Origin of the sequence: Deinococcus sp. Leaf326 (assembly GCF_001424185.1) — a bacterium.
Taxonomy (GTDB): domain Bacteria; phylum Deinococcota; class Deinococci; order Deinococcales; family Deinococcaceae; genus Deinococcus.
This window is the reverse complement of the sequence record NZ_LMOM01000017.1, coordinates 1-12673: the sequence shown is the minus strand read 5'-3', so window position 1 is coordinate 12673 and position 12673 is coordinate 1. Positions and strand designations below refer to the sequence as shown.

Genomic DNA, 12673 nt, shown 5'->3' with positions numbered 1-12673 from the left:
GGCTCAGGCGCGGTGGTCGCGCTCGGTGACGGTTTCGGCGGGCCGGCCGGCCGGGTCGAGCGGCGTGACCTTCACGTCGGTCAGGGGGACGGCGTCCTTGCCCTGATCGCCGGGGCGGACCTCACGCTTGAATTCGCGGATACCCTGACCCACGCCCTTGCCGAGTTCGGGGAGTTTCTTGGCCCCGAAGATCAGGGCGACGACGGCGAGGATCAGGATGATTTCGAGTGGTCCGAGTGACATGGCAAGCCTCCAGGCTGGAATGCGGAGTGGGAAGAGACGCGGCACCCTCGGTGCCTGTGCGCCACTATGCGCCGCAGCGTAGCGCGCGAGTGTGAAGAGGGGGAGGAGAGAAGGAGAAGCAGGGAAAGACGCCGGGCGGCACCGGCAAGACCCTGGGCAACGCCGGGTTGCCTCTGACCACGGATATGCGGCTGGCGGCCGCCCGGATCAGTCGGCGGGCCTGCGTAAACCTTCACGCTCGGGCGTCCGGCGCCCGGGCAACAGCGAGGGAATGAACGACCGGTGATCCAACCGGCCCGACTCCTGCATATAGCTGGTCAGACGTGACCCCGGAGACGGGCGCCGCGTTCCCGAACACCCCGACGTTCTCTACAGAGGAGGTATCCGCTTATGCCCAACCTGGGAATGCCCGAAATCCTGTTGATCCTGGTCGTGGCGCTGGTCGTCTTCGGCCCACGCAAACTGCCCGAGCTCGGAAAGACGCTGGGCAGCACGCTGCGGGAATTCCGCCGGCATACGAGTCAGCTGAGCGATGACCTGCGCACGGAAGGGCAAGCGGCACCGGCCCCGACGCCAGCAGTTTCATCCCTCTCCGTGGTGGCGCCGGTCGCCGATCTGGTTCCTGAGGGAACACCAGCCCAGCGCCGTCCCTGAGGCCCGCTCGCAGATGGACGCCGGGTGAACACGGCCGATAGGCAGCGGGAGGCCGCCCCTGTTAGGCTGCCCCCAGCCTATGACCGACCCCCGCTCCGCCTCTGCCCGGCCGGAATCTTTAACTCCGGATCCCACCGATGAAGTCCTCATCGCGCGTATGGCCCAGCGGGACGAGGACGCCCTGAGCGAACTGCACCGGCGACATGCCCGGCTGCTCTATGCCCTGGGCCACCGGATGCTCCAGCAGCGGGACGACGTCGAGAGCTGTGTGCAGGACGCTTTCATGAATGCGTGGAAACATGCGGCCCGCTTTGACCCTTCCCGTGCCAAAGCCAAGACCTGGCTCGTGAGCATCGCCCACAACCGCTTTTTGCAGGAGCTGCGCGACCGCCCTGTCACCGAGCTGGAAATTGCCGACTGGGACGCGCCGAGCAGCGCTCCCGACCCCACCGACCGCCTGCTGGCCGGGCGCGCGGTGGACGGTTTGGAGGACCGGCAGCGCCAGCTCGTCGAACTGGCGTACTACCGCGGCTATTCGCACTCGGAACTCGCCCAGATCACGGGCCTGCCCCTGGGGACAGTCAAGTCGCGTCTGCGCGCCGCCCTCGACCAGATGCGCGCCGTTCTGGGTGGCCGCGCGGCCCAGGACCCCCCTCCGCCCCCCCCGACCCCGCCCCACAGGAGGTGAAAGCTGATGAACTCCGACCGTGAACAACTTCTGGCCTATGCGCTGGGCCAGCTTTCACCCGCTGAGGCGGCGCAGGTCCAGGCCCGGATCGACGCCGACCCGGCGCTGTACGCCGACGTTCAGGCCGACCAGGACGCCCTGCTGGCCCTTGTCGAGACGCTGGATCTCAGCGCCGCCCAGGTTCCGCCGGGCGCCCACGAGCGTCTGCTGGAGCGCCTGCGCGCCGAGGCAGCCCTGGCCCCGGCCGCTCCTGTAGACCGGGTTGTACCGCGGCCTACTGCGTCTGCTGCGCCCGCCGCGCGCCCGGCCCGGTCTCTGACGGCCCTGTGGGCCGCTGTGTCTCTGGCCGCAGCGGTGGGGGTGGGGCTGTGGCTGCGGCCTCCGGCCGACGCCCTGGCACGCTACGCTGCCGTCCCGGGGGCCGAGTCGCGGGTGCTGGGAGCGGCCGGAGCGCCGCTGGGCAATCTGGTTCGCCTGCCCGACGGCCGCGTGTACGTGCGCCTGACCCAGGCTCCTGCCGAGGGCCGTACCTATCAGCTCTGGCAGATCCAGGGGGGAGCGCCCGTCTCGCTGGGGGTCTTCGGGCAGGAAGTGTTCACGGCCTCGCTGCCCCGGGGCGCGAGTGTGGCCGTCAGCGTCGAGCCGCCGGGGGGCAGCCCCCAGCCGACCACCACGCCGCTGTTCGTGCAGGCCCTCTAAGCCGCCGATCTTTCTGGACCTCTGCTAAGAGAGCCCCACCGGACACGAACGTCGCGGTGGGGCCGCTTCTTTGGAAAACGGCAGGCGGCCGGACGCGCTTCATTCAAGGTTCATTCTCGGTGACCGGTGATCCAATTCCCGCGCGGCGGCATATCGTCATGGTGAAGGCAAGAAGCCGTTGTGCTGGAGCCGTCCTGTAGGGCGGCGCCGCTCTGGTGCAGCCTTCTGCGGTTCCCGACGGTTCTTCCCCCTCGCCTCTTTCTCTACGTTCCGACCTCAACTTCAGGAGGGTCTCACATGAGCAACGACACCAACAACCCCGCTGGCAACAGCACCCGCCGCAAGTTCCTCGGTATGGCCGGCCTCATGGGCGCCGGCGCCGTCCTCGCCGGCTGCACCAATGTGGGCGCCGTCGAGCCGGTCAAGCCGAACTACGACGCCAAGATCGGTAACTTCGCCCTGAACCTGGAGTACCTCGAAGCGGCCTTCTACCTCGCCGCCGTGGGCCGCATCAACGAACTCAAGGCGATTGGTGGCAGCGCCGCGATCATCCTGCCCAGCGGCTTCGACGGTACCACCAGCATCGCCTTCACCAACCCGGCGGTCGCCCAGTACGCCCAGGAGATCGCCGACGACGAGCTGAACCACGTCAAAGCCCTGCGCGCCAAGCTCGGCAGTGCCGCTGTCGATCGCCCCGTGATCGACATCGGCCCGGCCTTTGCGGCGGCGGCCAACGCGGCGGCGGGCGCGACCCTCAGCCCCTCGTTCAACCCCTACCTCAACGACCTGTTCTTCCTGCATGGCGCCTTCATCTTCGAAGACGTGGGCGTCACCGCCTACAAGGGCGCCGCGCGCCTAATCGTGGACTACAGCGAAGGTGGCATCCTGGATTCGGCAGCCGGCATCCTGGCAGTCGAGGCCTATCACGCCGGTGAGATCCGCACCCTGCTGTACGCCCAGAAGGACGCTGTGACCCCCTACGGCGTGACCGTCGAGCAGCTCATCCAGAAGATCAGTGACCTGCGCGCGGCAGTCGGCGGCGGCAAGGACGAAGGCCTCACCAAGAACGGCAAGGCCAACATCGTGGTGGCCGACGCCAACAGCGTGGCCTACGGCCGCAGCCCCCGCGAAGTCCTGAACATCGTCTACCTGGGAGCAAATGCCAGCAAGGGCGGCTTCTTCCCCAACGGCCTCAACGGGGACTTCAGCGGCCTAGTCTGAGCCTCTGAACCCCGGACCCGCCTGCCTCCTTCACCGGTGGCGGCGGGTTTTCCGTAGTTAGATGCCCCAGCCGCCGTCCACCAGCAGTTCCTGTCCGGTGATGTATGCGGCTTCCTGGGTCGCCAGAAAGGCCACCGCCGCCGCCACCTCGCCCGGTTCCCCGAAGCGACGGGCCGGAATACGCTCCATCAGGGCTTCGGCCTGCGCGGGATCGCGGTGCAGGGCCTGAAGACGCGCGGTGGCGGTGTAGCCCGGCGCAACGGTATTACAGGTCACGCCGTCTGCGGCCACCTCCAGGGCCAGCGTCTTGAGATGGTTGGTCACGGCGGCGCGCAGGGCGTTGCTCACCGGCAGCATCAGTGTGGGGCGCTCTACTGTCAGACTGGTCACGGCGATGATCCGTCCCCAACGCCGCTCGCGCATCCCTGGCAGTACGGCCCCGGCGAGGCGTGCGGTGCTCAGGAAGGTGGTCTCGAAACCCTGGGCCCAGGCCTCCTCCGTGACCGCGCTAGGCAGCGACTGGGGCGGCCCGCCCGCGTTGCTCACCAGGATATCCACGTCCCCGGCGGCCTCCACGGCGGCGCGCACCCCCTCGGGCGTGCCCACGTCGGCCACGACCCAGCGTGCGCCGATGGCCTCGGCGGCCGCGCGCAGGGCCTCCTCGCCGCGCGCCGCGACCGTCACCTGGGCCCCCAGCCGCGCGAGGTGGTGCGCCGCCGCCAGCCCGATGCCCTTGCTGCCGCCCGTCACGAGCGCCCGCCTGCCGTCCAGTCTGAAGAGGGTCATGGGGCGCAGGCTAGAGCATTGGCACAGGGCCGGGGCGCGGGACAGGGGAGGGCAGGGGTCTTCATCTGTCCGCCCAGTCCTGTTCCCAGCGCGTCCGGCGCGAACATTTCGGGCGCGTGCCACAGTACGCTGTAGGGCATATGAGCGTGATTCTGGGCATCGACATCGGCGGCAGTGGTATCAAGGGCGCGCCCGTGGACACGGCGACCGGCAAGCTGGTGGCCGGGCGTCACCGGATCCCCACCCCCGAGGGCGCGAAACCCGACGACGTGCAGGCTGTCGTGGCGCAGCTCGTGAAGCACTTCGGACACAGCGGCCCCGTGGGCGTCACCTTTCCGGGCATCGTGCAGCACGGCAAGACCCTGAGCGCGGCCAACGTGGACAAGGACTGGATCGGGCTGGACGCCGACGCCCTGTTCACCCGTGCCACGGGCCGCGACGTGACCCTCATCAACGACGCCGACGCCGCCGGGCTGGCCGAGGCCCGGTTTGGGGCCGGCGCGGACGTGAAGGGAACGGTGCTCGTGCTGACCTTCGGGACCGGCATCGGCAGCGCCCTGATCCACGACGGCGTTCTCGTGCCCAACACCGAGTTCGGCCACCTGTGGCTGCGCGACAAGCACGCCGAGACCTGGGCGTCCGACCGCGCCCGCGAGCGCGACGACCTGAACTGGAAGCAGTGGGCCAAGCGCGTGGCGACCTATATCGAACACCTCGAACTGCTGCTCTCGCCGGACCTGTTCATCATCGGCGGCGGCGTCAGCAAGAAGGCCGACAAGTGGCAGGACCTGATCGTTCCTGCGCGCAGCAAGCTGGTCGCTGCCGCCCTGCAAAACGAGGCGGGGATCGTCGGGGCCGCCATGATCGCCGAGCACCGCCTGTCGGGCCACAGCTAGGCCGCGGCCGGGAACCCCGCGCCTTTCCGGGGCGTACCTGAGGGCGTATGGGATTTCTCGGAAAGATGATGGCCGCCGTCGGCATCGGCGCGGCGCGCGTGGATACCCGCCTGAGCCGCCCCGAGGCGCGCGTGGGCGAGTCCCTCTCGGGCGTGGTCGCCGTGCAAGGTGGCCGGGTCGAGCAGCGCATCGAGCGCGTCAACCTGGGGCTGGCGACGCGCTACCGCAGCGACGACAGCACCATCACCCACACGCTGTTCTCGCAGCCGGTGGTTCCGGGCTTCACCATCCGCCCCGGCGAGACGCGCGAGTTTCCCTTCGAGCTGCCAGTGCCGCACGGCACGCCCCTGAGTCTGCCGGGCTCGGAGGTGTGGCTCGTCACGGACGCCGACGTCGTGGGCGCGGCGGACCCCGGCGATACCGACGGCGTGTGGATCCGGCCCAGTGAGGACATGGAAACGGTCATCCAGGCGGCGCAGGACCTCGGGTTCCGCCTGCACCACAGCGAGACCGAGTACCGCTACGGCGGCGTGGTGCAGGAGCTCAGCTTCCGGCCTCCTGCCGGGCAGTACTGCCTGACCGAGCTGGAGCTGGCCTTCTTCCCGGCGCCGGGCGGCCTGGAACTGCTGCTGGAGGTGGACCGCCGCGCGACCGGCGTGGCGAGCCTCTTCACGAGCGAGGTCGAGCACAAGGGCCGCTGGTTCGTGCCCGCCGCGTTGCTGCGCCAGGGATCGGGCGCCGTGGCCCGTGAGCTGCAGGACCGGGTGCGCGCCCTGAGCTGACGTGGGAGTACGGGGAGCCGACCCGGGGCTGGGTGCTCTAGCATTCCGGCCATGACTGCTTCTCCCGCCGCGCCGCCCCGACTGCTGACCTGCGACCTGCTGTATACCGGGCTGGGGGGCGCGCAGTCGCCGGGCGCGGTTGTGGTGTCAGGCGGCGTGGTGGCCGCGACCGGGCACCCCGACACCCTGCGCGCCAACTACCCGCAGGCCACAGAGGAACACGTGGGCGGCGTCATCGCCCCGCCGCCTGTCAACGCGCACACGCACCTCGACATGAGCGCCTACGACTTCGCGGCGCTGCCCTACTTCCGCTGGATTCCTGAGGTCGTCATCGCCGGCCGGGAGCGCCGGGGGCGGGCCGCTGCCCTCGCCGGAGCCGACACGCTGACGCGCCTGGGCACCGGCGGCGTGGGCGACATCGTGTGGTCCCCGGAAGTCATGGACGCGCTGCTGGACCGGGACGACCTCACGGGCACCCTGTACTTCGAGGTGCTGGGGCCGGTGCCGGAGCAAGCCGATGAGCGTTTCCGGGTGATGCGTGAGCAGGTCAAGGGCTGGCGGCGGCGGGAGCGGCCCGGCGGCCTGCGCGTGGGCCTCTCGCCGCATACGCCCTTCAACCTCAGTTCGCGCCTCATGCGGCTCGTCATGGACTACGCCGCGGGCGAGGGCCTGCCCACCCAGATGCACGTGGCCGAGCATCCCGCCGAACTGGAGCTGTTCGCCAGCGGAGGCGGCCCCATCTGGGAGAACCGTTTTGCCCCTCTGTACCCGCCCACCTTCGCCGAGGTGATCGGCCGCGTGCCGGAGCCGGACCTGACCCCGGTGCGGTACCTCGACGAGCTGGGGGTCCTGGCGGCACGGCCTACCCTGGTCCATCTCGCCAACGTGACGCCGGACGACATCGCCCGCATCGCCCGCGCGGGTTGCGCCGCCGTGACCTGCCCGCGCAGCAACGCCAACCTGGAATGCGGAACCTTTCCCTGGACGGCCTTCGCGGCGGCCGGTGTAGAGATCGCGCTGGGCACCGACTCGGTCGCCAGCGGCGAGACCCTGGACGTGCGGGACGAGGTCGCCTTCGCGCGCACGCTGTATCCCGGCCTCGACCCCCGCGTGATCGTCCGGGCGGCAGTCAAGGGGGGGCACCGGGCTCTGGGCACCCGCGCGCCGTTCATCCGGCGGGGCGAGGACTGGCACGAGGGGTACGTGTGGTGATACACTGCTAGGGTTGCCCGTCACGCACCCCGCGAGCGGCCCCCAGGGCCACCCCGACGTGACGGAGGAGGCACAGCATGAAAAAGGACATCCACCCCAAAGCGGTTCCCACCAAGATCATCTACCAGGGCAAGGTCATCATGGAGACCATGAGCACCCGCCCCGAAATCCACGTCGACGTCTGGAGCGGCGTGCATCCCTTCTGGACCGGCGAAGAGCGCTTCCTGGATACCGAAGGCCGCGTGGACAAGTTCAACAAGCGCTTCGGCGACAGCTACCGCACCAAGAAGAAGTAAGGCTCTTCCGGCCTTTACCGCCCTGCCCGCGAGGTGGGGCGGTTTTTTTGGATAGGGTGGCGCCGTGGACATCCTGATTCTCGGCGGCACCCGGTTCGTGGGGCGGCATATCGTGGAGGCCTTCGTGGCGGCGGGGCACCGGGTTACGGTCCTGACGCGGGGCCAGACGGCGGCCGACCTTCCGGCCGGGGTCAAGCACCTGACAGGGGACCGCGACGCCCCCGGCGGCGGCCTGGAGGCCCTGGCCGGGCGCCGCTGGGACGCCTGCGTGGACGTGAGCGGCTACCAGCCACGGCAGGTGCGTGCCAGTACCGCGGCGTTGCGCGCCCGGGTGGACCACTACGTGTTCATCAGCACCGTCAGCGTCTACGCCGAGCAGGACCGGGAGGTGGTCCGCGAGAGTGATCCGCTGCTCCCCGCCTGCTCGGACGAGGCCGCCGCCGTCACCTCGGAGACCTACGGCCCCCTCAAGGTCGCCTGCGAAGCGTTGGTGCAGGCAGCTTTTCCGGACGCGTCCACCATCCTGCGCCCGCAGATCGTGGCGGGGCCGGACGATTACACGCGGCGCTACCCCTACTGGCCGGACCGTGCAGCGCGGGCCGGGGAAGGGGAGGGGCCCGTCCTCGTTCCCGGCGACGGTCAGGACTTCCTGCAGGTGATTGATGCCCGCGACCTGGCTCGCCTGACGGTCTGGCTGACCGAGGCGCGGCGTCCCGGTGTCTTCAACGTGTCGGGGCCACGTCTGACCTGGGCCGAGTTCCTGCGCCTGCTCGGAGTGCGAGAGGTACGCTGGGCCAGTTTGTCCGAATTACAGGCCGTGGGCGCCGCTCCGCACGAGTTTCCCGTGTTCCTTCCGCGCGGCTCGGCCCAGAGCGGCCTGATGAACGTGGACCACACGGCGGCCCTCGCAGCGGGCCTGACCCTGACCGATCCCGCCGTTACCGCCGAGGACACCCGGGCATGGAGCCGGACTGCTGGTCTGGCTCCTCTGCTGCCCGCAGCGCGAGAGAGCGAACTTCTGGCGTACCTGGACGCCGCTGCCGACGAGCACCAGGGCTTCGGCCTGCCATAATCTTGCGTGCTCAAGTCTCCCTATTCTGGCGGTCATGTCGAGGTGATCGTCGGCCCGATGTTCAGCGGTAAGAGCGAGGAACTCATCCGCCGCGTGACCCGCGCCGTCATCGCGCGGCAGCGGGTGGCCGTCTTTAAGCCTGCGCTCGACGACCGCTATCACGTCTCGCATGTCGCCAGCCACGCCGGGCGCACGGCCGAGGCGCTGGCCGTGCCCGACGTGCAGGCCATCCGCGCGCACCTGACGGGTGAGGACGCCCTGCTCACCGCGCCGGTCGAGGCGGTGGACGTGGTGGGCATCGACGAGGCGCAGTTTTTCGGGGCCGACCTCGTCCCGCTCGTGCTCGACCTCGCCAACGCGGGGGTGCGGGTCATCGTGGCTGGACTCGACCTCGACTTCCGCGCCGAACCCTTCGGCATGATGCCCGAACTGTTGGCCCGCGCTGAGAGCGCCGAGAAACTCACGGCCATCTGCACGGTCTGCGGCGCGCCGGCCACGCGCTCGCAGCGCCTGATCGGCGGCCAGCCCGCACGCTACGACGACCCCGTGGTTCTAGTCGGGGCACAGGAGAGTTACGAGGCCCGCTGTAGGGTGCATCACGCTGTGCGCCGCTGAGAGGGAAGCGGTCTGTTGTCGCTGCTGCCTGTGGGATGGGGCAGCGGCGAGTCCTGAAGCTGGGAGATCGTCTCTCTGAGCAGCACAGCGGCTACACGCCACAGAAAAACCGCCCCCATCAGGAGGCGGTTTCTCTTAGGGCTGGACGAACTTACTCGTTCGTTTCGCCTTCGGTCTTGACATCGTCTTTCTTGTCGTTGCTCAGACCGAACTGCGCGAAGAGGTCGGCGTACACGTCGCCCAGCTTCGTGCTGATCTTGCCGCCCTGCTGGGCGTCCTTGGCGTTGTAGTTGTAGTCGGCGCCGCCACCACGGCCGCCACGACCACCGCTGCGTCCGCCGCCCTGGCCACCGCTGCTGTAGCGGTCGCTGCGGCTGCCGCCGCCCTGGCTGACGTAGTCGCGGGCTCCGCCCTGCGCGGGCACGGCGCCCCCGGTCAGGAAGCGGCGACGGCTCAGGCTGGCGCGCTGCTCGACGGGGTCGATGTTCAGGATGACGGCTTCGATCTCGTCGCCCTTCTTGAACAGGTCGGCCGGGTTGTTCACGCGCTGGGTGTCGAGTTCGCTGATGTGAATCAGGCCCTCGATGCCCTCTTCGATCTCCATGAACACGCCGAAGTCGGTCATACCGGTGATCTTGCCCTTGACGGGCGTGCCGGGCGGGTAGCGGTCAGGCAGGGCGCTCCAGGGATCGTCCGTGGTCTGACGAATCCCGAGGCTGATGCGCCGGTCCTTGGGGTCGATCCGCAAGATGACGGCTTCGACCTCGTCGCCTTCCTTCATGACTTCGTTGGGATGACGCACGCGCTTGGTCCAGCTCATCTCGCTGACGTGCACCAAGCCTTCGAGGCCCGACTCCAGCTCCACGAAGGCGCCGAAGTTGGTGAGGTTGGTGATCTTGCCGTTGACCTTCTGGCCGATGTGGTAGCGCTCGGTGGCACCTTCCCAGGGGTCCTGGGTCAGGGCCTTCATCGACAGGTTGATGCGCTCGCGGCCCTCGTCCACGTCAATGACCTGGACCTGAACCTTGTCGCCCACCTTGACCACGTCGCGGGGGTGGTTGAAGCGGCCGTAGGTCAGCTCGCTGCGGTGCACCAGACCGTCGATGCCGCCCAGGTTCACGAACACGCCGAAATCGGTGATCTCGACGACTTCGCCCTCGAACACGGCGCCCGAGTTCAGCTGGCCGACCGTCGCTTCACGGGCCTTAGCCTTCTCGGCTTCCATGATGGCGCGGTGGCTGATGATCACGCGGTTGCGCTTGCGGTTGAGCTCGATGAGCTTGACCATCAGCGGGTTGCCGACGAAGGGATCGAGGTCGTTCACGCGGCGCGTGTCGACCTGCGAGGCGGGCAGGAAGGCGCGGATGCCCTCGACCTGCGCGACCAGACCCCCGCGGACCTTCTCCAGCACCTCGACTTCGAAGGCCTCGTCGGCCTCCTGCATCTTCTCGAGGACGCGCCAGCCCTTGTCCTGATCGGCGCGCTTCTTGCTCAGCACGATCTGGTTGTTGGCGAGGTCCACGCGGACGACATAGGCTTCGATCTTGTCGCCCTGCTTGTACTCGGCCTGGGCCTGCTCCAGCGACACGCTTTCCTCGCCCAGCTGGTTGAGGGGAATGACGCCCTCGACCTTCGCGCCGATGTCCACGGCGATGCCGTCCTGGCCGATGAAGACGATGGTGCCGTCCACGATATCGCCGCGGCTGACACTCTGGGGTTCCTGCGCCTCACTGGCGAGGATGTCCTCCATGGTCATGGCTGGGTATTCGCGCTCCTCGATCTGGGGAACGCTGCTGGGGGTCACGCCCGCCTGGGGCTGAGTCCCGCCTTGCTGGGCGGGGGTCTGAGTGTTGTCTTCCATGAACTCCTGTTCCTCCTGGCGCGCAGTCCTTGCCGGTCTACGTCCGCCTTCCTGATACCTGCCCGCTGCTTCTGCCTGAAGTGACTCCGGCATAGGGCATACGGCGCGGCAACGCCTGATTATACCAAACTGACGACAAAGGGACAACCGCAAAACTTAGCGTTGTGAACGGGGTCCAGCGACTCCGGACTTTGTGCGGCCTGGACCGCTTCCCCCGGGGTGTATTGACGCCGAGCGGATGGCTGGCTATACTCCCCCCTGCCTCCTCCAAAGAGGCTTGCCAGATGCAGTTCGCTGGGGTATCGTCCAATGGCAGGACGCCGGTCTCTGACACCGTCAATCTAGGTTCGAGTCCTAGTACCCCAACCACAGAGGGCCTCACTTCCGGGTGAGGCTCTTTTTTGATGCTACTACTTTAAAAAGTAAACTGTGCGGAGCTGACGGTCAGGTAATGTGACCGGTGGTACGCTCGTGGCATGACCAGTACCCCTGCCCAGGACTATGACGTCGTCATCATCGGTGGCGGTCCCGCCGGCCTGACGGCGGCCATCTACACGGGCCGCGCCAACCTCTCGACCGTCATTCTGGAAAAGGGGCTGCCCGGCGGCCNGACGGTCAGGTAATGTGACCGGTGGTACGCTCGTGGCATGACCAGTCCCCCTGCCCAGGACTATGACGTCGTCATCATCGGTGGCGGTCCCGCCGGCCTGACGGCGGCCATCTACACGGGCCGCGCCAACCTCTCGACCGTCATTCTGGAAAAGGGGCTGCCCGGCGGCCAGATCGCCCAGACCGAGGAGGTCGAGAACTACCCCGGCTTTCCCGACCCGATTCCGGGCATGGAACTCGCGCAGCGCATGCAGCAGCAGGCCGAGAAGTTCGGCGCGAAGATCGAGATGGATGAGGTGCAGGGCATCCGCCACGACCCCACGTCTCACCCCTATCCCTTCACGGTGGCGGGGTACGGCGGCGAGTACCGCGCCAAGAGCGTGATCCTGGCGACCGGCGCCAACCCCAAGCGCCTGAACGTGCCTGGTGAGGAAGAGTTCTGGGGGCGCGGCGTGAGCACCTGCGCCACCTGCGACGGTTTCTTCTACCGCGGCAAGAAAGTGGTCGTGGTGGGCGGCGGCGACGCGGCCGTGGAAGAGGGTCTGTTCCTGACCAAGTTCGCCGACGAGGTCACGCTGATCCACCGCCGCGACAGCCTGCGGGCCAACAAGGTGGCCCAGGCCCGCGCCTTCGCGCACCCCAAGATGAAGTTCATCTGGGACACNTTCGCCGACGAGGTCACGCTGATCCACCGCCGCGACAGCCTGCGGGCCAACAAGGTGGCCCAGGCCCGCGCCTTCGCGCACCCCAAGATGAAGTTCATCTGGGACACRGCGGTCGAGGAGATCAAGGGCGAGGACAACGTCAACGGCGTGCGCCTGAAGAACCTCAAGACCGGCGAGGTCCACGATATGCCCACTGACGGCGTGTTCATCTTCATCGGGCACATTCCCAACACCGACTTCGTGAAAGGCGCCGTGGCGCTGCGTGAGGACGGCTACGTGGAAGTCACCGAGGAGATCTACACGAGCGTGCCGATGCTGTTCGCGGCCGGCGACGTGAGCGACTACGTGTACCGCCAGCTCGCCACGAGCGTGGG

14 protein-coding genes, 1 tRNA gene and 2 pseudogenes are annotated in these 12673 nt (G+C 68.3%); 14 read left to right on the top strand and 3 right to left on the bottom strand.

Annotated elements, in window-relative coordinates:
* Positions 1-3: 3 nt before the first annotated feature.
* Complete coding sequence (locus ASF71_RS06270; RefSeq protein WP_056296745.1) at positions 4-243, bottom strand: twin-arginine translocase TatA/TatE family subunit; 240 nt, start codon at positions 241-243, stop codon at positions 4-6.
* 390 nt (positions 244-633) lie between these two features.
* Between ASF71_RS06270 and tatA the strand changes: the two genes are divergently transcribed.
* The 4 genes from tatA to ASF71_RS06250 all read left to right on the top strand — a co-directional run bounded on the left by tatA (position 634) and on the right by ASF71_RS06250 (position 3505).
* Positions 634-897 carry a twin-arginine translocase TatA/TatE family subunit gene (gene tatA, locus ASF71_RS06265; RefSeq protein WP_056296742.1) on the top strand — a complete coding sequence of 88 codons (264 nt, stop codon included), beginning with the start codon at positions 634-636 and terminating at the stop codon, positions 895-897.
* 79 nt (positions 898-976) lie between these two features.
* Entirely contained in the window at positions 977-1585 is a 609-nt protein-coding gene (locus ASF71_RS06260; RefSeq protein WP_056296739.1) for an RNA polymerase sigma factor, read from the top strand.
* A gap of 6 nt (positions 1586-1591) precedes the next feature.
* The gene (locus ASF71_RS06255) at positions 1592-2284 is read left to right on the top strand and encodes an anti-sigma factor domain-containing protein (protein ID WP_056296734.1); all 693 of its coding nucleotides are present in this window, start codon (positions 1592-1594) and stop codon (positions 2282-2284) included.
* Between the two features lie 297 nt (positions 2285-2581).
* Entirely contained in the window at positions 2582-3505 is a 924-nt protein-coding gene (locus tag ASF71_RS06250) for a ferritin-like domain-containing protein (protein WP_056296731.1), read from the top strand.
* 57 nt (positions 3506-3562) lie between these two features.
* On the opposite strand, the gene ASF71_RS06245 is transcribed toward ASF71_RS06250, so the two are convergent.
* Complete coding sequence (locus tag ASF71_RS06245) at positions 3563-4291, bottom strand: SDR family oxidoreductase (protein WP_056296727.1); 729 nt, start codon at positions 4289-4291, stop codon at positions 3563-3565.
* A 140-nt stretch (positions 4292-4431) separates the two neighbouring features.
* Between ASF71_RS06245 and ppgK the strand changes: the two genes are divergently transcribed.
* From ppgK to ASF71_RS06215, 6 genes are all read left to right on the top strand, one after another.
* Positions 4432-5187: a polyphosphate--glucose phosphotransferase gene (gene ppgK, locus ASF71_RS06240; protein WP_056296724.1), complete on the top strand. Its 756-nt coding sequence runs from the start codon at positions 4432-4434 to the stop codon at positions 5185-5187.
* Positions 5188-5234: 47 nt separating this feature from the next.
* A complete protein-coding gene (locus tag ASF71_RS06235; RefSeq protein WP_056296722.1) occupies positions 5235-5969 on the top strand; it encodes a sporulation protein in 735 nt (244 codons plus the stop codon).
* A 51-nt stretch (positions 5970-6020) separates the two neighbouring features.
* Entirely contained in the window at positions 6021-7181 is a 1161-nt protein-coding gene (locus ASF71_RS06230; RefSeq protein ID WP_056296720.1) for an amidohydrolase family protein, read from the top strand.
* Positions 7182-7258: 77 nt separating this feature from the next.
* Complete coding sequence (rpmE, locus tag ASF71_RS06225; protein WP_029483090.1) at positions 7259-7477, top strand: 50S ribosomal protein L31; 219 nt, start codon at positions 7259-7261, stop codon at positions 7475-7477.
* A gap of 64 nt (positions 7478-7541) precedes the next feature.
* Positions 7542-8549 (top strand): NAD-dependent epimerase/dehydratase family protein, encoded by a 1008-nt coding sequence (locus tag ASF71_RS06220; RefSeq protein WP_056296716.1) that lies wholly within the window; start codon positions 7542-7544, stop codon positions 8547-8549.
* A 6-nt stretch (positions 8550-8555) separates the two neighbouring features.
* On the top strand, positions 8556-9164 hold the full coding sequence (locus tag ASF71_RS06215) for a thymidine kinase (protein ID WP_056296714.1): 609 nt from the start codon (positions 8556-8558) through the stop codon (positions 9162-9164).
* Between the two features lie 151 nt (positions 9165-9315).
* On the opposite strand, the gene ASF71_RS06210 is transcribed toward ASF71_RS06215, so the two are convergent.
* A complete protein-coding gene (locus ASF71_RS06210; protein ID WP_056296711.1) occupies positions 9316-11025 on the bottom strand; it encodes a 30S ribosomal protein S1 in 1710 nt (569 codons plus the stop codon).
* Between the two features lie 295 nt (positions 11026-11320).
* On the opposite strand from ASF71_RS06210, the gene ASF71_RS06205 reads away from it, so the two are divergent.
* From ASF71_RS06205 to ASF71_RS24950, 4 genes and pseudogenes are all read left to right on the top strand, one after another.
* Positions 11321-11394 (top strand) — tRNA-Gln (locus ASF71_RS06205).
* A 107-nt stretch (positions 11395-11501) separates the two neighbouring features.
* Positions 11502-11634, top strand: a pseudogene (locus tag ASF71_RS22380) (FAD-binding protein); the annotation flags it as partial.
* A 38-nt stretch (positions 11635-11672) separates the two neighbouring features.
* Positions 11673-12298 (top strand): annotated as a pseudogene (locus ASF71_RS24955) (NAD(P)/FAD-dependent oxidoreductase); the annotation flags it as partial.
* A gap of 1 nt (position 12299) precedes the next feature.
* Positions 12300-12673, top strand: a 374-nt coding sequence (locus tag ASF71_RS24950; protein ID WP_235514175.1) for an NAD(P)/FAD-dependent oxidoreductase, incomplete at both ends; no start/stop codon positions are given.

Coding starts and splice junctions, on each gene's coding strand:
- ASF71_RS06250 (WP_056296731.1), top strand. CDS start 2,582: ATGAGCAACGACACCAACAACCCCGCTGGCAACAGCACCCGCCGCAAG.
- ASF71_RS06255 (WP_056296734.1), top strand. CDS start 1,592: ATGAACTCCGACCGTGAACAACTTCTGGCCTATGCGCTGGGCCAGCTT.
- ASF71_RS06260 (WP_056296739.1), top strand. CDS start 977: ATGACCGACCCCCGCTCCGCCTCTGCCCGGCCGGAATCTTTAACTCCG.
- rpmE (WP_029483090.1), top strand. CDS start 7,259: ATGAAAAAGGACATCCACCCCAAAGCGGTTCCCACCAAGATCATCTAC.
- ASF71_RS06210 (WP_056296711.1), bottom strand. CDS start 11,025: ATGGAAGACAACACTCAGACCCCCGCCCAGCAAGGCGGGACTCAGCCC.
- ASF71_RS06230 (WP_056296720.1), top strand. CDS start 6,021: ATGACTGCTTCTCCCGCCGCGCCGCCCCGACTGCTGACCTGCGACCTG.
- ppgK (WP_056296724.1), top strand. CDS start 4,432: ATGAGCGTGATTCTGGGCATCGACATCGGCGGCAGTGGTATCAAGGGC.
- ASF71_RS06235 (WP_056296722.1), top strand. CDS start 5,235: ATGGGATTTCTCGGAAAGATGATGGCCGCCGTCGGCATCGGCGCGGCG.
- ASF71_RS06245 (WP_056296727.1), bottom strand. CDS start 4,291: ATGACCCTCTTCAGACTGGACGGCAGGCGGGCGCTCGTGACGGGCGGC.
- tatA (WP_056296742.1), top strand. CDS start 634: ATGCCCAACCTGGGAATGCCCGAAATCCTGTTGATCCTGGTCGTGGCG.
- ASF71_RS06270 (WP_056296745.1), bottom strand. CDS start 243: ATGTCACTCGGACCACTCGAAATCATCCTGATCCTCGCCGTCGTCGCC.